Below are 22,977 nucleotides of genomic sequence, written 5' to 3' on the forward strand. Positions count from 1 at the left end.
GTGTCGTGGAAGGTGTCTGGGTAGTCCTGCTGGCGTTCCTGACCTGCGGTTACTTCGCGCTGGCCGGGTTCGACTACGGGGTCGGGGTGGTGTTGCGGCTGGTCGGGCGGGACGAGCGGTCGCGGCGGGCCGTGTTGCGCGCGGTGACGCCGTTCTTCCTCGGCAACGAGGTGTGGCTGGTCGCGGCGGTGGGCGTGCTGTTCGGCGCGTTCCCCCGGCTGGAGGGCGAGTTGCTGTCGTCGCAGCACACGGTGTTCGCGGTGCTGCTGGCCGGGTTGGTGTGCTTCACGGTGGCGGTGCAGTTGCGGTCGCCCGGGTGGGACTTCCCGCTGGTGGGTGGCGCGCTGGTGGTCGCCGTGGGGTGGGGTGTGCTGCTGGGGCGGGTGCTCGGTGGACCGGTGTGGTTGTGGGGTGGGGGGATGCTGGTGCTGTTCTCGTTGCACGGTGCGGTTTTCCTGGCTTGGCGGTTGTCGGGCGAATTGCGGGCGCGGGCGTTGCGGATCGCGGGGTACCTGGTGCTGCCGGGCGCGGGGTTCGTGGTGGCGGCGGTGGTGACGGCCGGGTCGGTGCCGGCGCCCGCGTTCGGGGTGACGGCGGTGGTCGCGTCGGGGTTGTTGGGCGGCGTGTGGGCGGCGTTGCGGGCGGGGCGGCACCGGGTGGCTTTCGCGTGCAGCGCGGTGCTGTGCGCGGTGCCCGTGGTGGGGGTGTTCGGGGCGCGGTCGGTGGTGACGGTGTCGGTGATGGCGGATGTGCCGACGTTGCGGGTGTTGACGTGGGCGGCGGTCGTGGTGGTGCCGTTGGTGCTGGTGTTCCAGTGGGCGACTTGGCGGATGTCCCGTGCGGCACGTTGAACGGGGGTACGTCGTCGTCTTGGCGGGGTTGGCGGTGCTGACGGCGGCGGTGGTGTTGGCGCAGGCCGAGGTGTTGGCGGCGGTGGTGGCGGGCGGGGTGTCGGCGTGGTGGGTGGTGGCGGTGGTCTTGGTGCGCGGGGGTGTGGTGTGGGGCGGGCGGGTGGTGACGCAGCGCTTCGCGATGTCGATGAAGGCCGCGTTGCGGAAGCGGGTGTTGCGCGGGTCTTCGGGGTCTTGCGGTTCCCCGGGGTCTTCAGGGTCGGTGGCCACGCTGGTGGTGAAGGGGGTGGACGCGGTGGAGCCGTACTTCGCCGGATACCTGCCGCAGGTGGTGGTGGCGGCGGTGGTGCCGGTCGCGGTGGTGGCGCGGTTGTCGTTCGCGGACCTGACGTCGGCGGTGGTGGTGCTGGTGACGTTGCCGCTGGTGCCGGTGTTCGCCGCGCTGGTCGGCGGGCACACCCGTGATCGGGCGCGGGCGCAGTGGGCGGGGTTGGCGGTGGTGGGTGGGCATTTCCTGGACGTGGTGCGCGGGTTGGGCACGTTGAAGGTGTTCGGGCGGGCGGCGGCGCAAGCGGCGACCGTGCGGGCGATGGCGGGTGCGCACGCGGCGGCGACGATGCGGACGTTGCGGGTGGCGTTCCTGTCGGCGTTGGTGCTGGAGTTGGTGGCGACGTTGTCGGTGGCGCTGGTGGCGGTGCCGGTGGGGTTGCGGCTGCTGCACGGCGGGGTGACGGTGCAGGTGGCGCTGCTGGTGCTGCTGCTGGCGCCGGAGGCCTACCTGCCGCTGCGGGCGGCGGGTTCGCAGTTCCACGCCTCCGCCGAGGGCCTGGCCGTGCTGGAGGCCGTGCCGGGGGCCCCGGCGCGAACCGAGGTGGGTGGTGTGCGCGCGCCCGACCTGCGGACGGCCGAGATCGTGGTGGAACGGGTCGTGGTCCGGTATCCGGGCAGGGAGGCGTTGGGCGCGATGTCGTTGCGGATCGCGGCCGGTGAGAGGGTCGGGTTGGTGGGGCCCAGCGGGGTGGGGAAGAGCACGTTGCTGGCCGTGTTGATGGGCTTCGTGGCACCCGCGTCGGGGCGGGTGCTGGTCGATGGGGTCGACCTGCGCGAGGTCGACCGCGAGTCGTGGTTGCGGCAGGTGGCGTGGGTGCCGCAGCGGCCGACGCTGTTCCCCGGCACGGTCGGCGAGAACATCGCGTTGGGATCGTCGGGCGATGTGGGAACCGCCGCGGCCGAGATGGGGTTGGCCCACCTGGTCGACGCCGAGCACCCGTTGTCCTCCGGCGAACGGCAGCGGGTCGCGTTGGCGCGGGCGTTGGCGCGCGACGACGCGCGGATGCTGCTGCTGGACGAGCCGACGTCCCGGCTGGACGGCGGCACGGAGGACGCGGTGCTGCAGGCGACGCGACGGCTCGCGTCCGGGCGGACGGCGGTCGTCGTGGCGCACCGGCCCGTGATGCTCGGCGAGGTGGACCGGGTGGTGGCGTTCGGATGAGGCGACTGGTGCTCGCGGTGGTCGCCGGCGTGGCCGCCGAACTGGCCGGGATCGGGCTGATGACCACCGCCGCGTGGCTCATCGTGCGCGCCGCCGAGCAGCCGCCGCTGTCGGCGTTGACGGTGGCGATCGTGGCGGTGCGGACGCTGGCCCTGGCGCGCGGCGGACTGCGGTACGCCGAGCGGTTGGCCGGGCATTCGGCCGTGTTGCGGCACTTGGCGGAGGTGCGCGGCCGGGTGTACGACGCGTTGCTGCGCCGTCCGCTCGCCAAGGGTGACGCGCTCACGCGGCTGGTGTCCGATGTGGACGGCGTGCAGGACGCGCTGTTGCGGTGTGCGTTGCCCGGCGCGGTGGCGGTCGTGGTGGGTGTGGTGGCGTTGGTCGCGACGGGCTTCGCGTGGCCGTTGGCGATCGGGTTGGCGGTGACGGTGATCCTCGTGCCGTGGGCCGCGCACGGGCTCGCGGTGCGGCACTTGAGGGCGCTGGCGCCGTTGCGGTCGGAGTTGGCGGAGCGGACCGTCGTGCTGCTGGACGGCGCCGCGGAGCTGACGGCTTTCGGCGCCCTGGACCGCGAGCTGGACGCGACCGGCCGGGTGGTCGACGCGCTGGCCGAACGGGAGCGGCGGGGAGGGTTCGGCGCGGCGGCGTTGGCGGCGGTGGCCGTGGTCGTGCAGTTCGGGGTGGCGGTGGCGCTCCTGCGGTCCGGCGCGCCGGCGCACGTCGCGCTCGGCTCGATCGCGGTGCTGGAGGTGACGTTGCCGTTGGCGGCGGCGGCCCAGCGGTGGGCCGAGGTGCGGGGGTCGGTCGGGCGGGTGCGGGAGGCGTTGCGGGCGGTGGAGGCGCCGGTGCCGGACGTGGAGTTGCCGGTGGGGAAGGTCGGCGTGGTGGGTGCGAGCGGGGCGGGGAAGAGCACGTTCCTGCGGGCGCTGGCCGCCGCGCACCCCGGCGCCGCCAAGGGCGTGCTGGACGACGCGCACGTCTTCCACGCCACCGTGGAGGCGAACGTGCGGCTCGCCCGGCCGGAGGCGTCGCGGGAGGAGCTGGAGCGGGTCGCCCGGGTGGTGGACCTGGACGTGCCGTGGGACACCGTCGTCGGCGAGGACGGCGACGCGCTGTCCGGCGGTCAGCGGCAACGCCTGCTGCTGGCGCGTGCCCTGCTGGCCGACCCGGACGTGCTGCTGCTGGACGAACCCGTCGAGGGTCTGCCCGTCGACCACGGTGACGCCGTGCTGCGCCGCGTGCTCGACCACGCCCGCGGCGCCGTCGTGCTGGTCACGCACCGGCTCGCGCCGCTGGTCGACTTCGACCGCGTCGTGGTGTTCGAGGACGGGCGCGTCCGCCAGGACGGCGCCCACGAGGAGCTGCTGGCGGCCGACGGGTACTACCGCGACCGCTGGAGCACCGAGCGCATGGCGGGCCTGTCCTCGGCGGGCACGTCCACCGGCGACGGCAGCCACTCGCCGTCGAACGGCACGAACTGCGTCAACGTCGACGACGCCACCGGCACGCCGCAGCGGCGCAGCGCGGTGACCGCGACCTGAGCCGCCATCGGCCCGAGCTGCCGCAGGTCGCGGTTGCGGTGCTTGCGCACGCCGAGGTTGACCTGCGCGATCCCGTCCAGGCCGTAGCGGGTGTGGGCGTCGAGCAGCAGGCCGATCTCGACGCCGTAACCGGGCGCGAACGGCACCGACTCCAGGAAGTCGCGCGTGCCGGCGTACTCGCCGCCCAACGGCTGCACGACACCCGCGAGCTCCGGCCGCAGGGCGTTGAGCAGCGGCCGTGCCGCCAACTCGGTGACCCGGCCGCCGCCGGTGCTCTCCAGCCGCAGCGGTCGCCGGTAGAAGCCCTTCACCAGGTGCACGTCGTCGCGGGTGAGCAGGGGGCCGAGCAGGGCGGGCACGAACTCCGGGTCGGGGTCGACCAGGTCGGAGTCGAGGAACACGACCAGGTCGCCGGTGGTGGCGGCCAACGAGCGCCAGAGGACCTCGCCCTTGCCGGGGCGGGGTGCCAGGTCGGGCAGCACGTCGGTCCGGTGCACGACCCGCGCTCCGGCCGCGGCTGCGGCTTCGGCGGTGTTGTCGGTGGAGCCGGAGTCGATGACGACGAGTTCGTCCACGAGGGTGCCGAGGAGGGGGCGCACCGCGGAGACGACGTCGGCGACGGTGGCTTCCTCGTCGAGGGCGGGGAGGACGACGCTGACGGTGCGGTCCGCCTTGTGGGCGAGGAGTTGTCGGACGGTCCACTGTGGACGTTGCCAGGTGTTGGACGCGAACCAGTCGGTCATCAGGCCAGCGCCCTCAGCACGCGCGCCGGCGGACGCGTGCCCGCGATGCTCGCCACCATCTCGACCACCCGCCTCGTCTGGCGCACCTGGTGCGCCCGGAAGACCTTCGCGCCGGTCCACGCGGCCACGGAGGTGGCGGCCAGCGTGCCGTCGACCCGGTCGTCGAGTTCGGCGCCCAGCGTCTCGCCGACGAAGTCCTTGTTCGACAACGCCATCAGCACCGGCCAGCCGGTGGCCACGAGCTCGTCCAACCGCCGGAGCAGCTCCAGGCCGTGCCACGTGTTCTTGCCGAAGTCGTGGGTCGGGTCGATCAGCACGCCCTCGGCGGGCACGCCCAGCGCCACCACCCGCTCGGCCCGTTCGACCAGTTCCGCCACCACGGACGCCACCACGTCGGCGTAGCGGACGCGGTGCGGGTCGGTGCGCGGTTCGAGGCCGCCGGTGTGGGAGCAGACGATGCCGACGCCGAACTCCGCCGCCACCTCGGCCAGCGCCGGGTCCGCGCCCGCCCACGTGTCGTTGATCAGGTCCGCGCCCGCCTCGCACACCGCGCGGCCGACCTCGTGCCGCCACGTGTCGACGCTGATGACCAGGTCGGGGTGCCGCTCGCGGACCGCCGCGACGAACGGCGCGACCCGGCGCACCTCCTCGGCGGCGTCCACGACCTCGCCCTTGGAGCCCGCCTTGACCCCGCCGATGTCGACGATGTCCGCGCCCTCGGCCACGACCCGGTCCACCGCGGCCATCGCGGCGTCGTCGGAGAACGTCGCGCCGCGGTCGTAGAACGAGTCGCGCGTCCGGTTGACGATCGCCATCACCAGCGCGCGATCCCCCGGGACTTCTCGTGAGCCGAACCGCATGAGCGGCATCGTGCCATGCCGGGTGGCGACGTGATCCGTGTCACACGTTGATGCTACTGGCGAGTACGTCTCGTGTTTACTCACCGGTAGCGTCCTGCGTGATTCCGGTCACGGTGGACGGTGAAGGTCAAGGAGGACCTCGTGCGCCGATCACTCCCCCTGCTGCTCGCCGCTGTGGTGGCACTCGTGCTGACACCGCCCGGCCAAGCTGTCGTGCCCGGGTTCGCGGTGGCTTACCGGACCGTTCCCGGCGAGGGCGGCACGCCGTTGAAGGCGTTCGTCGTCACGCCGACCGGCCGGGGCGGCGGACCGTTCCCGCTGCTCGTGCTGCCGTCGAGCTGGGGCGTGAACAACATCGAGTACGTCGGCGCGGCGGCGAAGCTGGCCTACGAGTCCGGCTACTCGGTGATCAGCTACACGTCGCGCGGCTTCCACGACTCGGCGGGCGAGATCGACGTGGCCGGGCCGGACACCGTGGCCGACGTCAGCCGGGTGATCGACTGGGGCTTGGCGCACGCGGGCGGCGACCCGGCGCGGATCGGCGTCGGCGGGATCTCGTACGGGGCGGGGCAGTCGTTGTTGGCCGCGGCGCGCGACCCGCGGATCAAGGCGGTGACGGCGCTGAGCACGTGGACCGACCTGGGCCGCTCGCTGTACCCGAACGAGACGGTGGGCGCGCAGGCGGTGGAGCTGCTGCTGGCGGCGGGGAAGCTGACCGGGCGGCCGGGGCCGGTGCTGCGCGAGGCCGAGGCCGCCTATCGGGAGAACCGGTTCGCCGACGTGCTGCCGATCTCGCCGCCGAGGTCACCGGCTTCGCACGTGTCGTCGATCAAGGCGGCGGTGATGATCGGCAACGCGTGGAACGACGGGCTGTTCCCGCCGAGCCAGATCACGGACTTCTTCGGCGCGTTGACCGGGCCGAAGCGGTTGATGCTGTCGCCGGGTGATCACGCGACGGCGGAGTTGTTCGGGGCGGCCGGGTTGCCGAACGAGATCTGGACGTCGGTGGGGCGTTGGTTCGACCACCACTTGAAGGGGGAGGCCAACGGGATCGAGCGCGAGCTGCCCGTGCGGGTGAAGCCGAACAACGGTGGTGGTTGGCGGTCGTTCGCGTCGTGGGCGGCGGTGACGGCCCGGACGGACACGGTGCCGTTGGCGGCGGATCGGTTCGTCGGTGGTGACCGGATCACGGCCGGGTGGCCGACGGTCGCGGAGAGCGGGGTGGTGCTGGTGTCGGGGGCGTTGCAGGGGTTCTTGCGGTTGCCGGTCGGGGTTGCCACGCCGTTGATCGACCGGGGTGCGGCGGCGGTGTGGCGGGGGCCGGTGGAGTGGGGCGGCACGACGGTGAGCGGGACGCCCCGGGTGCGCTTGACGGTGACGCCCAGTGCGGCTCGGACGACGTTGTACGCGTATCTGTACGAGGTGAACGCGGTGGGGTTGGGTGCTTTGGTCACGCACAAGCCGGTGACGGTGGCGGGCACCGGGGCGCGGGTGGTGGAGGTGGACCTGGAGCCGGTGGTGTGGGACGTGGCGGCCGGGAACCGGTTGGTGCTGGTCGTGGACACCGTGGACGCCCGGTACAAGGGGTCCGGCGTGCTGGGGTCGACGGTGGCGTTCGGCGCGGATTCGTGGTTGAAGGTGCCACGGGGGTGAACGGCTGGAGGGCCTGTCCGAGGGTGCGGGCGCGCCGGGCTCCGAGCGAAGGGAGGGGTACCTGACAGCGGGTGACAGGTTTTCCTGCGAGTATCACCCGCATGGAAGCGAAGGCGACGTTCAAGATCACCCGATGGGACCAGACCGTCTACGACGAGGCGGAGCCGCAGCTGGGCCGGGCGCTCGTGGACAAGGCGTACAGCGGCGCGATGGAGGGCACCAGCACCGCCGAGTTGACGATGTGCCAGCCGTCGGACGGCGCCGCCGGGTACGTGGGCACCGAGAGGTTCATCGGCGCGGTCGACGGGAAGACCGGGACGTTCGTCCTGCAGCACGGCGCGATCATGTCCCCGGACGGGGCGCAGTTCTGGGGCCACATCGTGCCCGGGTCGGGCACCGGTGAGCTCGCCGGGATCTCCGGCACGGCCCGGCTGGAGCACGAGCTGATCACCCTGGACGCCGATCTTGGCTGACCGCGAACGGGTGATCGCCTACCGGGTCGCGGCGCACCAGTTCGACCGGACCGTCACCGACGCGTCCGGGCTGCGGGTGTTCGACCTCGGGCTGCAGGACTCCGAACGGTCGGCGGTGCCGGCGTTGGCGGCGCGGTTGGCGCGGGTGCCGGAGCTGGACGCGTTCACCCTCACGTGGAGCGTGCGCGGTGCGCCGCACTGGCACCGGGCGGACGGCGTGCCGGCGTTGGCGGCTCGGCTGTGGCCGTTGAGCGACGCCGACGCGGTGGCCCGGATGAACCGGCCGCCGGTGGAGGACGGGCTGGCGGTGCTGCACGAGGTCGCGTCGGCGTTGCGCGAGGTGGTGACCGGGCCGATGACGAAGGGCGAGGCGTCGTCCCGGCTCACGGCGAAGGTGCGCCCGGACGTCACCGCGTGGTGCCGGGGTTGCGACGCCACGCACGTGCTGGACCCGATCTTCCGCCTCGCCGTGCTGCCCGCCGGCCTGCGGTTCGACCCGGCGGAGAAGACGGTGACGTTCGTGCCGCTGGAGGGCCGGCGCGAGGTGCCGCGGGCGAGCCGGGGTTTCGAGGCGTTGATCGCGGACTACCTGCGGCTGCACGGTCCCGCCGGGCCGTCCGAGGTGGCGCACTACTTCGGCGCGCCGGTGCGCGAGGTGAAGGACGTGTGGCCGGACGACCTGGTCGCCGTGTCCAAGCGGGCGTGGTTGCCGGCCGATCGGATGGCGGCCTTCGAGAACCCGCCGGAACCCGAGGTGGTGCGGTTGCTGCCGCCGCTGGACCCCTACTTGAACGCCCGCGACCGCGACCTGCTCGTGCCGGACAAGGCGCACCAGAAGCAGGTGTGGCGCATCCTGGGCCGACGTGGCGCGCTGCTCGTGGACGGCGAGATCCTGGGCACCTGGCAGGCGAAGGCGACGGGCTCGCGGCTGGACGTCAAGGTGTCGCCGTTCGTGCCGCTGGACGTGGGGATGTTCGCGGAGGAGGCGACGGCGTTGGCCGTCGCGCGAGGTCTGGAGGAGGCTCGGGTCGCTTAGCGGGGGCGTCGAGGGGCTCGCGCACGGTCCCGACGACCGGGCAGGTCGGCGGGACCGGTCGATCCCACGGGGGTCAGTGCGCGTCCGCCCACGCCTTGTGCGCGTCGTTCACCACGCGCACGGCGTCGTCGATGTCGTCGGTCAGGTGCAGCAGGTCGAGGTCCTTCTCGCTGACCTTGCCGCTGGCCAGCACGGAGTCGCGCACCCAGTCGTACAGGCCCTGCCAGTAGGCCTTGCCGAACAGGACCACCGGGAACTTGGTGACCTTCTTCGTCTGCACGAGCGTCAACGCCTCGAACAGCTCGTCGAGCGTGCCGAACCCGCCCGGCAGGCAGATGAACGCCTGCGAGTACTTGATGAACATGGTCTTGCGCACGAAGAAGTAGCGGAAGTTCACGCCGAGGTCGACCCACGGGTTCAGGCCCTGCTCGAACGGCAGCTCGATGCCGAGGCCGATGGAGAACCCGCCCGCCTCCGAACAGCCCCGGTTGACCGCCTCCATCGCGCCCGGGCCGCCGCCGGTGATCACCGCGAACCCGGCCTCGGCCAGCGCGCCGCCCAGCTTGCGGCCCGTCTCGTACTCGGGGTGGTCGCGGCCGGTGCGGGCGGAGCCGAACACGGTCACCGCGCTCGGCACCTCGGCCAGCGCGCCGAAACCCTCGACGAACTCCGCCTGGATCCGCAGCACGCGCCACGGGTCGGTGTGCACCCAGTCGCTCGGACCGCGCGAGTCCAGCAGCCGTTGGTCCGTGGTGGTCAGCTCGTCGCGGCGCCCGCGGCGCAGGACGACCGGTCCGCGCTGCTTCTCCCTGGGGTGCTCGTCCACGCTGTCCGTCATTGGCCGGAGTCTAGCGGCGCGTCGTGGCCGAGGAAGCGTCGCAGCACGTCGACGCACTGCCGGATCTGGTGCACCGGCACGTGCTCCTGCTGCGTGTGCGCGAGCGTCGGGTCGCCCGGCCCGAAGTTCACCGCCGGCATGCCGAGGGCCGCGAAGCGGGCCACGTCCGTCCAGCCGAGCTTGGCGACGGGGGTGCCGCCGGCGGCTTCGACCAGTTCACGCGTGGTCGGCGCGGTCAGGCCGGGCAGCGCGCCCGGCGAGCTGTCGGTGACCGTGACGGCGTAGCCCTCGAACAACTCGCGCAGGTGCTGTTCGGCCTGCTCGGGGGTGCGGTCGGGGGCGAAGCGGTGGTTGACCGTGAGCACGGCCTCGTCCGGCACCACGTTGCCCGCGACGCCGCCGCTGATCCTCACGGCCTGCAGGCCCTCGCGGTACAGGCAGCCGTCGATCTCGACCTGGCGCGGCTCGTAGGCCGTCAGGCGGCTCAGGGCGTCGCCGATGGCGTGGATGGCGTTCACGCCCATCCAGCCGCGCGCGGTGTGGGCGCGGACGCCCTTCGTGCGGAGCTCGACGCGGATGGTGCCCTGGCAGCCCGCCTCGATCACGCCGTTGGACGGCTCGCACACGATCGCCAGGTCGCCGTGCAGCCACTCGGGCAGTTCGCGCTCGATGCGGCCGAGGCCGTTGCGGACGGCCTCGATCTCCTCGCAGTCGTAGAAGATGAACGTGAGGTCGTGGCGCGGGTCGGCGATCGTGGCGGCGAGGTGCAGCATCACCGCGTCGCCGCTCTTCATGTCGACGGTGCCGCAGCCGTGCAGGACGCCGTCCTCCAGGCGGGACGGCAGGTTGTCGTTGATCGGCACGGTGTCGAGGTGGCCGGCGAGCACGACGCGGGACGGGCGGCCGAGGTTCGTGCGGGCCAGCACGGCGTTGCCGGACCTCGTGACTTCGAGGGTGGTCTGGTCTTTGAGGGACCGTTCGACGAGGTCGGCGATTCGGGCTTCGTCTTCGGAGACGCTGGGCGTGTCGACCAGCGCGGCGGTCAGCTCGACGGGATCGGCGGCGAGGTGCAAGGTGTCGGCCACTCGGCGCACGTTACCGTTGGCACCCGTGAGCACCGCAAACCCCACCGGCGCGTACGGCGTCGGACTCGCCACCGTCACCCCTACCGGCGCTGTGCTGGACACGTGGTTCCCGTCGCCGTCCCTCGGGGACGCGGAGCCCGGTGTGGCGCTGCTGTCGTCCGCGGAGGTCTCGGCCGCGCTCGGTGAGGCCGCCGCCAAGCAGCTCGGCGCGGACGCCGAACGCGACGTCGAGGTCATCGGCGTCCGGGTCGGCATCGGCTCGCTGGCCGGCGGGCCCACCTCGACGTACGACGTGTGGCTTCGGCTGCACCTGCTGTCGTCGCGGCTCGTGCGGCCGCACGGCGCCAACCTGGACGGCCTGTTCGGGCTGCTCAACAACGTGGTGTGGACGAACTTCGGCCCGTGCGCGGTGGAGGGGTTCGAGCAGACCCGCCTGCGGCTGCGCGCGCGTGGTCCGGTGACCGTCTACGGGATCGACAAGTTCCCCCGGATGGTGGACTACGTCGTGCCGTCCGGGGTCCGGATCGCGGACGCGGACCGCGTGCGGCTGGGCGCGCACCTGGCGTCGGGCACGACCGTGATGCACGAGGGTTTCGTGAACTTCAACGCCGGCACGCTGGGCACGTCCATGGTGGAGGGCCGCATCTCCGCCGGTGTGGTCGTCGGCGACGGCTCGGACGTCGGCGGCGGCGCGTCGATCATGGGCACGTTGTCCGGTGGCGGCAAGCAGGTCATCTCGGTCGGGGAGCGGTGCCTGATCGGCGCGAACGGCGGCGTGGGCATCTCGTTGGGCGACGACTGCGTCGTGGAGGCCGGCCTCTACATCACGGCGGGGACGAAGGTCACCGGCGCGGACGGCGCGGTCGTGAAGGCGGGTCAGCTGTCCGGCATGTCGAACCTGCTGTTCATCCGCGACTCGACCACCGGCGTGGTCAAGGTCCTGCCCCGCAAGGGCACGGGCGTCGAACTGAACGCCGCCCTGCACTCCAACGACTAACCCGCGTGTCGAACGCTCAGGTCCCGCGTGTCGAACCTTCAGGACCCCCGAGTTCTACATCCAGGCACGGCACCGTCGACCTGAGTGTGGAATTCGGGGGTCCTGAGCGTTCGACACGCGGGCGCTGAAGGTTCGACTCGCGCGGGGTCAGTGGTCGGTGTGGAAGGCGACGAGCTTGACGTCCGACAGGCGGACGTCCATGGTCTCGGTCATTTTCCGCAGCACGCGGCCCAGCAGCGGCGACGACCACAGCAGCCGTTGTACCCGCAGGCCGAGGGGCGTGAACTGCCAGCGGGTGATCCTGGCGATCAACGGTGCCGACTGCTCGTCGATCACGGGGATCAACCGCGCCATCGACGTCGACCCGCGCGCCACCCGCTCCAACCAGACGCGGGCCTCCTCATACCCGCGCCGGGTGAGGACCAGCATGGCCACGTGGTCGGCGCAGTGCTGATCCCCCTGCTTGAACGCACGCGTGAAGAACGTCTCGGCCTCGTCCAGGCGGCCGGTCACCTGGTAGAGGCGGGCGAGGTCGTGCGTCGACCGCGCGTCGTCGCCGTCGGACAGCTCGACCAGCCACCGCTCCGCCTCGGCCCAGTCACGGCGGCGCACAGCTTCCCGCGCGAGCACCCGCTTGGCCTTGCGCGATCCGCCCGCCGCCTCCCCCCGGAGGATGTCCCAGGCCTCCTCCGACTCGGCAGGCCCCTTGAGCAGGAGCATCGCCAAGTCCACCCGAGCAGCTTCGACGCCCTCCGCGACGGCCAGCCGGTACCACTTCACCGCCTTCGCTGTGCTGCCCATCGTGGCATGGATCCGCCCGATGAACATCGCGTGCCGCTGGTAGGCCTCGTCGTCGAACGGCAGGTCGCGCAGCAGGGCGCGGGACGCACGCCGGTGTCCTTCGTGCAGCAGGATCTCGGCGAACGCCAGCCTGCTGAACGGATCACCGTCACGCGCCGCTTCCTCGATCCGGATCCGGGCGGTCGGCGACGCGCCCAGCTCGGCTTCGATGCCGACCAGGTGCCGCAGGCAGTCGCGGTTGCCCTGGTCGGCGGCACGCGCCAACCAGAGCCGAGCCCGGACCATGTCCTTTCGGCGCATCGCGTTGTGCCCCATCATGGATGCGATCTCCGGGTGGCCCAGCTTGAAGGCCTTCTCCGCGAGCCGGTCGGCCTTCCTCCAGTGCTTGGCCCGCAGCTCCCACACGGCCTCCCGGTAGTAGGCGTACGGGAAGTCGAGCGCCTGGCTCTCGCGCAGCAGCCGCAGGGCCTCCGCCTTGTCACCGCCGCCGTACTCGTGGATCGACAGGTTGTACAGGGCGTTACCCGCACGCGCCGGATCGGGACTGGCCGCCAACCGGCGGCACAGCGACACGATGATGTCCACTCGGTTGTAGGCGATGGCGGCTCGCGCGACATCGACCTGCTCGACCTCCTCGGCCACGGCCAGCGCGAATTCCCACGCCTCGTCGCGGACGCCCTCATCGCGGCTGTCAACCTCGTCGATCAGGTAGTCGAAAACCCGGAGACCCGTGTCGGTCAAACGCACCAGCGAACTGGTGCCGTAGACCGCCTCGCACGCCCAGCGCAACGCCTCGGTCAGGTCGTCGTCGGACCACTCGGGCTCGGTGGCGGGCCGGATCGCCCGGGCTACCGCGAACAGGTGGTCCGTAGCGGGTGCGCGGAGCCCGCAGCGCGTCAGGTCGACCGCTGCCAGGACCAGGTGGTGCCCGCACGGGTGGGCCGAGGCGGCGTCGTCGAAGCGGTCGACCAGGTCGCGCGCCGCGGACAGGTACTCCGCCAGTCCCCGGTTCGCCAGCGCGGACGGTGTGACGTGGGGCAGCACCGCGACCATCCGGTCGAGTTCGCTCTCGGTGAGCAACCGGTCCAGTGACCGGGACTCGGCCTGCTGGATGACCCGCCACTCCGGGGTGTCCTGCCCGTTGGCCGGGGCGTAGACCCTCTTGGCGTTGTTCCGCATGGTGGCCACGACGCAGCAGGTGCCGGATCCTCCGGCGGTCAACGCGGTGATGGTCTGCAACGAGACGCCACCGGCGCCCAGGTAGCGGTCCAAGTCGTCGAGCCACACCACGCAGTCGCTGAAGTCGACTCCCAAGGAGATCAGCTTGTCCAGCGATCCCGGGGTGCGCGGCACGACCAGCGCCCGATCGGGGTGCGCGGCCCGGACCGCCTCGAACGCTGTCCGCGTCTTGCCCGCCTTCGACTCCCCGAGCAACAGCGTGAAAGCGGACTCCTTGAGCAGCGCGACCAGCTTCTCGTCAAGGTCACGCGGCACGTACGCGGCCGCTTCACCGTCACCGCGCAGTTCGAGCGATCTGGTCACGCCCACCGCAGCGTGGTCGGTGACCTCCCGCACCTTCGGACAACGGCCGTCCACGAACAAGTGGATGTGCTCCCGCAGGCTCGTCCGCTCGGCACTCTCCCGCGCCCGCCGCTCGCGCCTCTCCTTACGGGTCTCCCGCACCTGCACGACGACGAACGTGAGCAGCGCGATGACCATGGCGCACGTGGCCGCGGCGGCGCTGACCTGGGGAGCCGACCCCGTCCACCCGTTGCCGAGGTCGGCCGGCGTCACTTGCGTGAGCACGACCGCGGCGCCCGCCACGAACACCGCGGCGGCAGACCAGCGCCAAACGTGCTTGCCGGACCCGCCGTCACGCCGTAAGCGGAGGTTCTGTCCTGTCGATTCGTGTGCCACGCTCGTCCCCGTCGTTCCGGTGACCCACGGCGCCGTTGTGCCGAGCACCGTCCACCTCACCATCGGGTGTGGCGGCGGGACGTTACGGCGGGCGGCGGAGGCGGTTAAGAGGTGAGGCGGGTGGTGGCGGTGGTGATGGCGGAGTCGGTGGCGGTCAGGGCGATGCGGACGTGCCGGTCGCCCGTCGGGCCGTAGAACGTGCCCGGGGCGGCCAGGATGCCGCGGTCCGCCAGCCAGCCGATGGTGTCCCAGGCGTTCTCGCCGTCACGGGTCGACCACAGGTAGAGGCCGGCCTCCGAGTGGTCGACGGTGAACCCGGCCGCCGTCAACGCGGGCAGCAGCACGTCACGCCGCGCCCGGTACCGCTCGCGCTGCTCCGCCACGTGCGCGTCGTCGTCCAACGCCGCCGTGATCGCCGCCTGCACGGGCCGCGGCACGATCATCCCCGCGTGCTTGCGCACCTCGAGCAACGACGCCACCAGCGCCGGACCGCCCGTCACGAACCCCGCCCGGTACCCGGCCAGGCTGGACGACTTCGACAACGAGTGCACGGCCAGCACACCGTCCAGCGAACCGCCGTTGACCGACGGCAGCAGCACGGACACCGGCTGCGCGTCCCACGCCAGCGCCAGGTAGCACTCGTCGGACGCGACGACCGCCCCGACCGCCCGCGCGTCGGCCACGGCCTGCGCCAACTGCCCCTCGGACAGCACCCGACCGGTCGGGTTGGACGGCGAGTTCAGCCACACCAGCGAGGTCCCGGACGGCGGCGGCTCGCCGTCGGCCAGCCGCACCACCGAAGCACCCGCCAGCCGCGCGCCCACCTCGTACGTCGGGTACGCCAACGCCGGGATGGCCACCACGTCGCCCGGCCCCAGGCCCAGCAAGGTCGGCAGCCACGCCACCAGCTCCTTCGACCCGATGGTCGGCAGCACCGCCACCGGGTCGAGCCCGAGCACGCCGTGCCGCCGCGCCAACGCGCCGACGACCGCCTCGCGCAACGCGGGCGTGCCGTGCGTGGTCGGGTAGCCCGGCTCGTCGGCCACCGTGCCGAGGGCCTGCCGGATCAGCTCCGGGACCGGGTCCACCGGCGTGCCGATGGACAGGTCGACCACGCCGCCGGGGTGCGTGCGCGCCTTGGCGGCGTGGTCGGCCAACGAGTCCCAGGGGAAGTCCGGGAGCCTCCTGCTGAACGTCACTCGTGCGACGCCTGCGGGGGCAGAGCCTTGATGAACGCGGGGTCGGCGCTGACCTTGCCGACCTTGGAGGCGCCGCCGGGGGACCCCAGCTCGTCGAAGAAGTCCACGTTCGCCTTCGTGTACTCCTTCCACTCGTCCGGCACGTCGTCCTCGTAGTAGATGGCCTCGACGGGGCACACCGGCTCGCAAGCACCACAGTCGACGCACTCATCCGGGTGGATGTAGAGCATCCGGTCGCCTTCGTAGATGCAGTCGACGGGGCACTCTTCGATGCACGCCTTGTCGAGCACGTCCACGCACGGCTGGGCGATCACATAGGTCACTGCGCTCTCCTGCTCTTTTCTGGTCCACACCGCGCAAGCCGGAGAGTACGCGGCGGAGTCGATTGTCCAACGCGCAGGCTTGCCTTATCGGCACCGTGCTCCAGCTCACAGACCGCCGCTCACCTGCGCGGTGCACGATGCGGGGGTGGAGCACGTCACCGAGTTGGAGCAACGGTGCGCCGACGCGTGGCCGGCGCTGGTCGACCGGCCGCTCGGGCAGTGGCGGCTGCGCGCCGCGGGCGGCTTCACCGGACGTGCCAACAGCGCCCTGACCACGGGCGATCCCGGGATCCCGGTCGCCGACGCGCTCACCGAGGTGATCGACTTCGCGACCGCCAACGGCATCGAGCCGGCCGCGCACGTGGTGATCGGCGCACCGGCCGAGGCCGAGGTCGAAGCGGCCGGATGGCGGATCGACGTCGAGCACCCGGGGGGCGCGGAATCGCTGGTGATGACCGGCCGGACGGCTGGGTTCGCCACCCCGAAGGAAGCCGACGTGGACATTTCGGACCGCCCCTCTCCCGGATGGTGGGAGCTGGCCGCGCAAGCCGACCCCACCCCCGCGCAACGGCACGTGCTCGCGTCCGGCGGGCAGATCGGTTTCGGCGCGGTCGTCGGGGACGGCCGGGTGCTCGCCGCCGTGCGCGGCGCCGTCGTCGGCGACCTGCTCCACGTGGCACGGCTCGCCGTCCGCCCCGAGGCACGCCGGCTCGGCCTGGCACGACGGCTGATGGGCGCGCTGGCGGCGTGGGGCGTCGAGCGCGGCGCGACGACGTGCGCGCTCCAGGTGGCCGAGCACAACAAGCCCGCGATCACGCTCTACGAGTCGCTGGGCTGCGTCGAGCACCACCGCTACCGCTACTGGGTGTCGAACCACGCGTAGGCGGCCTTGCGGACCCGTTTCAACGCCGAGCGCTCGCCGAAGTAGTCGCCCACCACGCCGACGACGGGCAGCATGCCCAGCGCCTGGTGGTACAGCCGGCCCTGCGGGCGCTTGTCCAGCTCGTCCTCCAGCTTCCAGAGGACCTTGGCGAGCTTCCAGATCGTCGCGCCGATCGCCCGGAACGTGGACCGCTCCCGCAGCTCCTCGGTCAGCAGCGCGGTCTGCTCGTCCTCGGTGCGCGTCTCCCCGGGCAGCCGGTCGACCGGCAGCCCGTCGACCTCCCGCTGGAACAGCACGTGCGCGAGCAGCCGCACCCGGTCCTCGGTCGAGGTGAACCCGTGCTCGCCCGCGATCGCCGACAGCAGCAGCCCCTGCCCCGCCGCGCCGAGCGCCGACTGGATCGGCAGCCGGTCGGCCAGCACGCCGCCGATGCCGGGCAGCGCGGCGACCAGCGACACCACCCGGCCGACCCGGTTGAGCCAGAACTCGTCGCGCTGGAGCACGTCCATCCGCGTCCACGCGGCCGTGCCCGGCACCTTCACCGCGGCCAGCTGGTCCCAGAGCTTGTCGACGAGCTTGCGGTCGGCGTCGCGCTCCACCTCGCGGTCGCGCAGGCCGAGCAGGTTCACGTCGCGCAGGGTGTCCAGCAGCGGCCCGGTCGCCCGCACGAACGGGCGCAGGGCCCGCACCACGTCCCGGTCAGTGATCGTCTCCGGCACCTGCCGTCCTCCCCATGTGCGCGCCCACCGCGATGGCGCCCGGCAACGCGCCCCCGGCGAACAGCACCAGGGTGCGCCAGTCGTTGAGGAGTACCACGTCACCGCCCGGGCCGAACAGGCCGAACAGCAGCAACGTGCCGATCCACACCAGCAGCGGCGACACCGCGGCCAGGCCGCGGCGCGCGTGCCGTGAGGCGGCGAGGACCAGCAGCGGCGTGGTCACGATCGCGAGCACCACCGTGATCGGGAACGGCAGGTCGTCCACCCGCGGCAGGAGCGTGCCGTCCAGCCGCATCGGCAGGAAGAACAGCTCGAGCACCGCGAGCACGAACGCCGCGAGCGCGATCCCGACGAGAGCCAGGCGATCGGTCAATCGAGCCCTCCGAACAGGTCTGTCTCCGCGCCCTCCGCGGGCCCCTTGGCCAGCACGTAGTGCTCGGCCTGCACGACGGGCTGCGCGATGCCGTTGGACAGCGCGTAGGCGGCCCGGCCCGAGCCGTCCTGCCACACGCTGATCTGCGTGGAGTGCGCGCGCAACGCCCTCAGCTTCGCGACCAGGTGCTCGGAGATGTCGATCGTGGTGGTGATCGCGGCGTCGTCGGTGACCGCCAGCTCGCCCTCGGCGGGCAGCCGCCACGGCAGGTCGGGGATCTCCGCCAACGCCGCCGCGCCCGCTTCGGTCGCGGCGCGGGACGTCACGGCGTGGAAGACGCGGTCGACGTCCGTCGCCGCCGCCATGGTGATCTCGTGCGCCCGGATGTGGTCGGGGTGCCCGTAGCCGCCGAAAGCGTCGTAGGTGACCACGACCTGCGGCTTCACCGAAGCGATGATCTCCGCCAGGGCGGCGGTCTGCTCGTCGGGCGAGCCGTTGACGAACGCGCGAGGGTGGCCGTTCGCCTCGACGCCCGCCATCCCGGAGTCCCGCCAGCGGCCGATGCCGCCCAGGAACCGGTGGTCGGTCACGCCGAGCGCCGCGCAGGCGGATCTCAGTTCCGCGACCCGGTACCCGCCGAGCTGATCGGCGGCGTCCGCGGTCAGCTCCTGGAGCGCGGGCGGGATGATCTCGCCCTCCTCGCCGAGGGTGCAGGTGACCACGGTGACGTGCACGCCCATCGCCGAGTAGCGGGCGATGGTGCCGCCTGTCCACAGGCTCTCGTCGTCGGGGTGTGCGTGTACCAGCAGCAACCGTGGTGGAGCGGTGAGCGTCACCGGATCAGAGTAGTTGGCCGCTGCTCCGCACCCAGCCGCGAGGTCGCGGTCTGCGGAGCAGCGGCCGAGAACCCGAACTCAGCCGACGAGGGCGGGGACCACCTCGGCGAAGTGGCACGCGGAGAGCGTGCCGTCGCCGTCGCCGCGCCGTTCCAGCTTGGGCTCCTCGACGGCGCAGATGTCCTGCGCCTTCCAGCACCGGGTGCGGAAGCGGCAGCCCGACGGCGGGTTCACCGGCGACGGAACGTCACCGGTGAGCACGATCCGCTGACGCCCGCGTTCCACCTTCGGGTTAGGCACCGGCACCGCGGACAGCAGCGCCTGCGTGTAGGGGTGCATCGGCCGGGCGTAGATGTCCTCCCGGTCGCCGATCTCGATGATCTTCCCGAGGTACATCACGGCGACCCGGTCGGAGATGTGCCGGACGACCGACAGGTCGTGCGCCACGAACAGGTACGCCAGACCGAGGCGTTCCTGCAGCTCCTCCAGCAGGTTCACCACGCCCGCCTGCACCGACACGTCCAGCGCGGAGACCGGCTCGTCCAGCACCACGAGCTTCGGGTTGAGCGCGAGCGCCCGGGCGATGCCGATGCGCTGGCGCTGGCCGCCGGAGAACTCGTGCGCGTACCGGTTGCGGTGCTCCGGGTTCAGGCCCACCAGCTCCATGAGCTCGTTGACCCGGTGCTGCACGTCCGTGCCGCCGCCCCCGGGCACGCCGTGGATCTTGAACGGCTCGGAGATCAGCTCGTTGATCTGCCAGCGCGGGTTCAGCGACGCGTACGGGTCCTGGAACACGATCTGCATGTCCCGGCGCACGGACCGCAGGCCCTTGCCCCGCAACGTGGTCAGCTCGCGACCCTCGAACTTCACCGAGCCCGACGTCGGCTTGTGCAGCTGCAGGATCGCCCGACCGGTGGTGGACTTGCCGCAGCCGGACTCGCCGACCAGGCCCAGCGTCTCGCCCGGGTAGAGGTCGAAGCTCACCCCGGACACCGCCTGGACCTGCCCCACCGTGCGCGGGATGATGCCGCCGCCGCGCACCGGGAACGACTTGACCAGGTCCTTGACCTCCAGCAGCGGGGTCTCGCCCGGACGTCCGCCCGAAGCGAGGCCACCGGCCTGGGGATTGATGTCAGTCGACGTCATGAGGTCGGCTTCTCCTCTTCGTGCAACCGAGCTTCGACCACGTCGAGGTCCTCGCTCACCGGGATGTCCGGGTTCGCCATGGTCAGCGACGCGGGGTTCTCGACCACGCCGATCTCGTCGTGGACGAACAGCCGCTGCGGGTTCTCGATGGTCGCCAGGTGCGCGGAGCGGTGGCACCGCGCGAAGTGGCCGGCCCGGTCGGTCTCCAGCAGCAGCGGCTCGGTCTCGCGGCACTCGTCGATCGCCAACGGGCAGCGCGGCGAGAACGAGCAGCCGCGCGGCAGGTTCATCAGCGACGGCGGCGCGCCCTTGATCGGCGTGAGCCGCTTGCCCAGCATGTTCGGGTTCGGGATCGAGCCCAGCAGGCCGACGGTGTACGGCATCCGCTGCGCCTCGAAGACCTCGTCCACGGAGCCCTGCTCGACGACCGTGCCGCCGTACATGACCTGCACGCGGTCCACCATGCCCGCCACCACGCCCAGGTCGTGCGTGATGACCATGATGCCCGCGCTCGTCTCGTCCCGGATGCGCAGCAGCGTGTCCAGGATCTGCGCCTGCACGGTCACGTCCAGCGCCGTGGTCGGCTCGTCGGCGATGATCACGTCCGGGTCGTTGATGATCGCCATCGCGATCATCGCGCGCTGCCGCATGCCGCCGGAGAACTCGTGCGGGTACTGCGCGGCGCGGCGGTCCGGCTGCGGGATGCCCACGAGCTCCAGCGCCTCGACGGCCTTGGCCCAGGCGGCCTTCTTCGACACGTCGTGGTGCGCCCGGTGCGCCTCGGCGAGCTGCCAGCCCACCGTGTAGACCGGGTTCATCGAGGTCATCGGGTCCTGGAAGATCATCGAGACGCCGTTGCCGCGCACCGGCTGCATCTGCTTGTAGTCCAGGCCGACGAGCTCACGGTCCTTGAACTTGATCGACCCGCCGACCTTCGCGGTCTTGGGCAGCAGGCCCATGATCGCCATCGACGACACGGACTTGCCGGAACCCGACTCGCCCACGATGCCGAGCACCTCGCCGGGGCCGAGGGTGAACGACACGTCGCGCACGGCGTGCACGGTGCCGTCGTCGGTCGGGAAGTCGACCGACAGGTTCTCCACCCGCAGCAGCTTCTCGCCGCTGCCGGCGGTGTTCTGCCACGCCGACGACTCGGGCGCACCCATCACGTCCACCTCACTCATGCCTTCACCCTCTTCTGCCGCGGGTCGAAGGCGTCCCGGAGACCGTCGCCGATGAAGTTCACCGACAGCGAGATGAGCACGATGAAGGCGAACGGGATGAAGAACAACCACGGGTGCAGCGTCAGCTCGTTCTTGTTCAGGCTGATCATCAGCCCGAGCGAGGTGTCCGGCGGCTGCACGCCGAGGCCGATGAACGACAGCGCGGCCTCCAGCAGCACCGCCTGGGCGACCGCCAGCGTGGCGTTCACGATGATCACGTCGACCGTGTTGGGCAGGATGTGCCGGAAGACGATCCGCGTCGTGGACGCGCCCAGCGCGCGGGCCGCCTCCACGAACTCCTTCTCCCGCAACGACAGCACCATGCCGCGGATCACGCGGGCGATCGACAGCCAGCCGATCAGGCCGAGGTACAGCGCCACGATGAGCCAGTTGCTGCCGCTGCCGCCGGCCACGGAGAGCACGAAGCTGTTGCGGACCAGCACCGCCGCGATCACGAACGCGGGGATGACCAGCAGCAGGTCGATGAACCGGCTGATCAGGCTGTCGACCCAGCCGCGCATGTACCCGGCGAGCGCGCCGAGCACGACGCCGATCACCGTGGACACCAGGGCGACCACGATCGCGATCTGCAACGAGAACTGCGAGCCGCGGATGATCAGGGCGACCATGTCGCCGCCGAGCCGGTCGGTGCCGAACGGGTGGTCGCCGCTGGGCGGCAGGTACCGCTGGAAGCCCAGGTCGGTGTAGGAGTACTTCCAGATCAGGCCGCCGAGGAAGGCGAACAGCACGAGCACGACGAACAGCGCGAGGCCGACGACGGCGGCGCGGTGTCGCAGGAAGCGGCGCAGGATGACCTGCCACTGCTTGCGGGCCGAGGTGGTGTCGAACTGACTGGCCTCGGCTGAGTTGGGCGTTGGAGCCTGCGCCACAGGCGAACCGATCTCAGTCAAGGCGAATCCTCGGGTCCAGGTAGGCGTAAAGGACATCCGCGATCAGGTTGAACACGATGATGAACACCGCGGTCACCATCATGAAGCCGAGCACCTGGTATGGCTCTTTCTTCGTGATCGCGTCGATCAGGAACTTGCCCATGCCGGACCAGCCGAACACCGTCTCGGTGATCACCGCGCCGCCGAAGCCGGCGCCGATGTTCAACGACGAGACGGTGATGATCGGGATCAGGGCGTTGCGGAACGCGTGCCGGAAGATGGACCGCCCCTGCGAGATGCCCTTCGCCTGCGCCGTGCGCACGTAGTCGGCGTTGAGAGTCTCCAGCATGGACGCGCGCTGGAACCGGCTGTACAGCGCGAACTGGATCACCACCAGGCAGATCGTCGGCAGGATGTAGGCGCCGCTGTACTGGAACACCTGCTCGCCGAAGCTGCCCTTGAAGCCGTCACCCGGCGGTCCCGCGGTGATGATCCACCGGTCCCCGCCGATCGACTCCAGCCAGTTGTTGAGCTGGATGCCGCCCGCCTTCAGGATGAGGGCGACGCAGAAGAGCGGCATCGAGAACATCGCGAACGCTATTCCGGTCGCTGTGTAGTCGAATATCGAGTACTGTTTGACCGCGCCGATCACGCCGATCGCCATGCCGAGGATCAGCGCGATCAACTCGGCCGCGACGATCAGGCGCAGCGTGACGGTGAAGGCCTTGAACAGGTCGTCCTTGACCGGCTTGCCCGCGTTGCCGGGGACGACGGACTCGCCCCAGTCACCGGTGACGAACTTGCCCGCCCAGTCGACGTAGCGCTCGACGAACGGCTTGTTGTAGCCCGTGCGCTCGTAGGCGAGGGCGACCTCGGCCGGGGTCCGCGGCTTCTGGAGCTTCCACTCGTCCAGGGGATCGCCCATCGCGGCGGTGAGTCCGAAGCAGAGGAACGAGGCGGCGATCAGCAGCGGAATCGCGATCAACAACCGCCGGATTATGTAACGGAACATGACAAGTCTCTTGTCTTCCCAGGCAGGCCAGCCGCCTGCGACAGCCGGCGATCCCACCCACCGGAACGCGGACACCGTCCGGGGGG

At 71.6% G+C, this 22,977-nt stretch carries 21 protein-coding genes and 1 pseudogene; 8 read left to right on the forward strand and 14 right to left on the reverse strand.

Annotated elements, in window-relative coordinates; genetic code table 11:
• Positions 1–5: 5 nt before the first annotated feature.
• The 3 genes and pseudogenes from AB0H12_RS19690 to AB0H12_RS19700 all read left to right on the forward strand — a co-directional run.
• Complete coding sequence (locus AB0H12_RS19690) at positions 6–851, forward strand: cytochrome d ubiquinol oxidase subunit II (protein WP_499624275.1); 846 nt, start codon at positions 6–8, stop codon at positions 849–851.
• Positions 838–2,343, forward strand: a complete 1,506-nt coding sequence (gene cydD / locus AB0H12_RS19695; protein ID WP_499624276.1) for a thiol reductant ABC exporter subunit CydD — start codon at positions 838–840, stop codon at positions 2,341–2,343. The genes AB0H12_RS19690 and cydD overlap by 14 nt, the downstream gene beginning before the upstream one ends.
• A gap of 59 nt (positions 2,344–2,402) precedes the next feature.
• Positions 2,403–3,527 (forward strand): annotated as a pseudogene (locus AB0H12_RS19700) (ATP-binding cassette domain-containing protein); the annotation flags it as partial.
• Positions 3,528–3,724: 197 nt separating this feature from the next.
• Here AB0H12_RS19700 and AB0H12_RS19705 read toward each other — a convergent pair.
• Together AB0H12_RS19705 and folP are read right to left on the reverse strand one after the other, a co-directional pair.
• On the reverse strand, positions 3,725–4,627 hold the full coding sequence (locus tag AB0H12_RS19705; RefSeq protein ID WP_499624278.1) for a glucosyl-3-phosphoglycerate synthase: 903 nt from the start codon (positions 4,625–4,627) through the stop codon (positions 3,725–3,727).
• Positions 4,627–5,496 (reverse strand): dihydropteroate synthase, encoded by an 870-nt coding sequence (folP, locus tag AB0H12_RS19710; protein ID WP_499624279.1) that lies wholly within the window; start codon positions 5,494–5,496, stop codon positions 4,627–4,629. The genes AB0H12_RS19705 and folP overlap by 1 nt, the downstream gene beginning before the upstream one ends.
• A 132-nt stretch (positions 5,497–5,628) precedes the next feature.
• Between folP and AB0H12_RS19715 the strand changes: the two genes are divergently transcribed.
• From AB0H12_RS19715 to AB0H12_RS19725, 3 genes are all read left to right on the forward strand, one after another.
• The gene (locus tag AB0H12_RS19715; protein ID WP_499624280.1) at positions 5,629–7,140 is read left to right on the forward strand and encodes a CocE/NonD family hydrolase; all 1,512 of its coding nucleotides are present in this window, start codon (positions 5,629–5,631) and stop codon (positions 7,138–7,140) included.
• Positions 7,141–7,241: 101 nt separating this feature from the next.
• Positions 7,242–7,613 (forward strand): DUF3224 domain-containing protein, encoded by a 372-nt coding sequence (locus AB0H12_RS19720; protein ID WP_499624281.1) that lies wholly within the window; start codon positions 7,242–7,244, stop codon positions 7,611–7,613.
• On the forward strand, positions 7,606–8,649 hold the full coding sequence (locus AB0H12_RS19725; RefSeq protein WP_499624283.1) for a DNA glycosylase AlkZ-like family protein: 1,044 nt from the start codon (positions 7,606–7,608) through the stop codon (positions 8,647–8,649). Before AB0H12_RS19720 ends, AB0H12_RS19725 begins: the two co-directional genes overlap by 8 nt.
• A 73-nt stretch (positions 8,650–8,722) precedes the next feature.
• On the opposite strand, the gene AB0H12_RS19730 is transcribed toward AB0H12_RS19725, so the two are convergent.
• Both AB0H12_RS19730 and dapE read right to left on the reverse strand, forming a co-directional pair.
• Positions 8,723–9,487 carry an LOG family protein gene (locus AB0H12_RS19730; RefSeq protein ID WP_499624284.1) on the reverse strand — a complete coding sequence of 255 codons (765 nt, stop codon included), beginning with the start codon at positions 9,485–9,487 and terminating at the stop codon, positions 8,723–8,725.
• Positions 9,484–10,572, reverse strand: a complete 1,089-nt coding sequence (gene dapE, locus AB0H12_RS19735) for a succinyl-diaminopimelate desuccinylase (protein WP_499624285.1) — start codon at positions 10,570–10,572, stop codon at positions 9,484–9,486. The genes AB0H12_RS19730 and dapE overlap by 4 nt, the downstream gene beginning before the upstream one ends.
• Positions 10,573–10,597: 25 nt before the next feature.
• On the opposite strand from dapE, the gene dapD reads away from it, so the two are divergent.
• Entirely contained in the window at positions 10,598–11,569 is a 972-nt protein-coding gene (dapD, locus tag AB0H12_RS19740; protein ID WP_499624286.1) for a 2,3,4,5-tetrahydropyridine-2,6-dicarboxylate N-succinyltransferase, read from the forward strand.
• A 147-nt stretch (positions 11,570–11,716) separates the two neighbouring features.
• Here the strand turns inward: dapD and AB0H12_RS19745 are convergent, their stop codons facing one another.
• The 3 genes from AB0H12_RS19745 to fdxA all read right to left on the reverse strand — a co-directional run bounded on the left by AB0H12_RS19745 (position 11,717) and on the right by fdxA (position 15,809).
• Positions 11,717–14,176, reverse strand: a complete 2,460-nt coding sequence (locus tag AB0H12_RS19745; protein WP_499624287.1) for a tetratricopeptide repeat protein — start codon at positions 14,174–14,176, stop codon at positions 11,717–11,719.
• 215 nt (positions 14,177–14,391) lie between these two features.
• The gene (gene dapC, locus AB0H12_RS19750; RefSeq protein WP_499624288.1) at positions 14,392–15,486 is read right to left on the reverse strand and encodes a succinyldiaminopimelate transaminase; all 1,095 of its coding nucleotides are present in this window, start codon (positions 15,484–15,486) and stop codon (positions 14,392–14,394) included.
• Entirely contained in the window at positions 15,483–15,809 is a 327-nt protein-coding gene (gene fdxA, locus AB0H12_RS19755) for a ferredoxin (protein WP_053716290.1), read from the reverse strand. Before fdxA ends, dapC begins: the two co-directional genes overlap by 4 nt.
• 145 nt (positions 15,810–15,954) lie before the next feature.
• Here fdxA and AB0H12_RS19760 point away from each other — a divergent pair, with 145 nt between their 5' ends.
• Positions 15,955–16,692, forward strand: coding sequence for a GNAT family N-acetyltransferase (locus AB0H12_RS19760; protein ID WP_499624290.1), 738 nt, complete (start codon positions 15,955–15,957; stop codon positions 16,690–16,692).
• Here AB0H12_RS19760 and AB0H12_RS19765 read toward each other — a convergent pair.
• The 7 genes from AB0H12_RS19765 to AB0H12_RS19795 all read right to left on the reverse strand — a co-directional run bounded on the left by AB0H12_RS19765 (position 16,668) and on the right by AB0H12_RS19795 (position 22,891).
• Positions 16,668–17,411, reverse strand: coding sequence for a hypothetical protein (locus AB0H12_RS19765; protein WP_499624291.1), 744 nt, complete (start codon positions 17,409–17,411; stop codon positions 16,668–16,670). The genes AB0H12_RS19760 and AB0H12_RS19765 overlap by 25 nt on opposite strands.
• The gene (locus AB0H12_RS19770; protein WP_499624293.1) at positions 17,392–17,784 is read right to left on the reverse strand and encodes a hypothetical protein; all 393 of its coding nucleotides are present in this window, start codon (positions 17,782–17,784) and stop codon (positions 17,392–17,394) included. The genes AB0H12_RS19765 and AB0H12_RS19770 overlap by 20 nt, the downstream gene beginning before the upstream one ends.
• On the reverse strand, positions 17,781–18,620 hold the full coding sequence (gene mshB, locus AB0H12_RS19775) for an N-acetyl-1-D-myo-inositol-2-amino-2-deoxy-alpha-D-glucopyranoside deacetylase (RefSeq protein WP_499624294.1): 840 nt from the start codon (positions 18,618–18,620) through the stop codon (positions 17,781–17,783). Before mshB ends, AB0H12_RS19770 begins: the two co-directional genes overlap by 4 nt.
• A gap of 78 nt (positions 18,621–18,698) precedes the next feature.
• Entirely contained in the window at positions 18,699–19,766 is a 1,068-nt protein-coding gene (locus AB0H12_RS19780) for an ABC transporter ATP-binding protein (RefSeq protein ID WP_499624296.1), read from the reverse strand.
• Positions 19,763–20,950, reverse strand: a complete 1,188-nt coding sequence (locus AB0H12_RS19785) for an ABC transporter ATP-binding protein (RefSeq protein WP_499624297.1) — start codon at positions 20,948–20,950, stop codon at positions 19,763–19,765. Before AB0H12_RS19785 ends, AB0H12_RS19780 begins: the two co-directional genes overlap by 4 nt.
• On the reverse strand, positions 20,947–21,900 hold the full coding sequence (locus tag AB0H12_RS19790; protein ID WP_230567317.1) for an ABC transporter permease: 954 nt from the start codon (positions 21,898–21,900) through the stop codon (positions 20,947–20,949). Before AB0H12_RS19790 ends, AB0H12_RS19785 begins: the two co-directional genes overlap by 4 nt.
• Positions 21,893–22,891 (reverse strand): ABC transporter permease, encoded by a 999-nt coding sequence (locus AB0H12_RS19795; RefSeq protein ID WP_230567456.1) that lies wholly within the window; start codon positions 22,889–22,891, stop codon positions 21,893–21,895. The genes AB0H12_RS19790 and AB0H12_RS19795 overlap by 8 nt, the downstream gene beginning before the upstream one ends.
• Positions 22,892–22,977: the final 86 nt, after the last annotated feature.

Origin of the sequence: Actinosynnema sp. NPDC023794 (genome assembly GCF_040639675.1) — a bacterium.
In the GTDB taxonomy this organism is placed as follows: Bacteria; Actinomycetota; Actinomycetes; order Mycobacteriales; family Pseudonocardiaceae; genus Actinosynnema; species Actinosynnema luteola.

Excerpts from the sequence above, each read along its gene's own strand:
- AB0H12_RS19705 (WP_499624278.1), bottom strand. The coding sequence starts at position 4,627 with ATGACCGACTGGTTCGCGTCCAACACCTGGCAACGTCCACAGTGGACC.
- folP (WP_499624279.1), bottom strand. The coding sequence starts at position 5,496 with ATGCCGCTCATGCGGTTCGGCTCACGAGAAGTCCCGGGGGATCGCGCG.
- AB0H12_RS19720 (WP_499624281.1), top strand. The coding sequence starts at position 7,242 with ATGGAAGCGAAGGCGACGTTCAAGATCACCCGATGGGACCAGACCGTC.
- AB0H12_RS19730 (WP_499624284.1), bottom strand. The coding sequence starts at position 9,487 with ATGACGGACAGCGTGGACGAGCACCCCAGGGAGAAGCAGCGCGGACCG.
- AB0H12_RS19780 (WP_499624296.1), bottom strand. The coding sequence starts at position 19,766 with ATGACGTCGACTGACATCAATCCCCAGGCCGGTGGCCTCGCTTCGGGC.
- AB0H12_RS19785 (WP_499624297.1), bottom strand. The coding sequence starts at position 20,950 with ATGAGTGAGGTGGACGTGATGGGTGCGCCCGAGTCGTCGGCGTGGCAG.
- AB0H12_RS19795 (WP_230567456.1), bottom strand. The coding sequence starts at position 22,891 with ATGTTCCGTTACATAATCCGGCGGTTGTTGATCGCGATTCCGCTGCTG.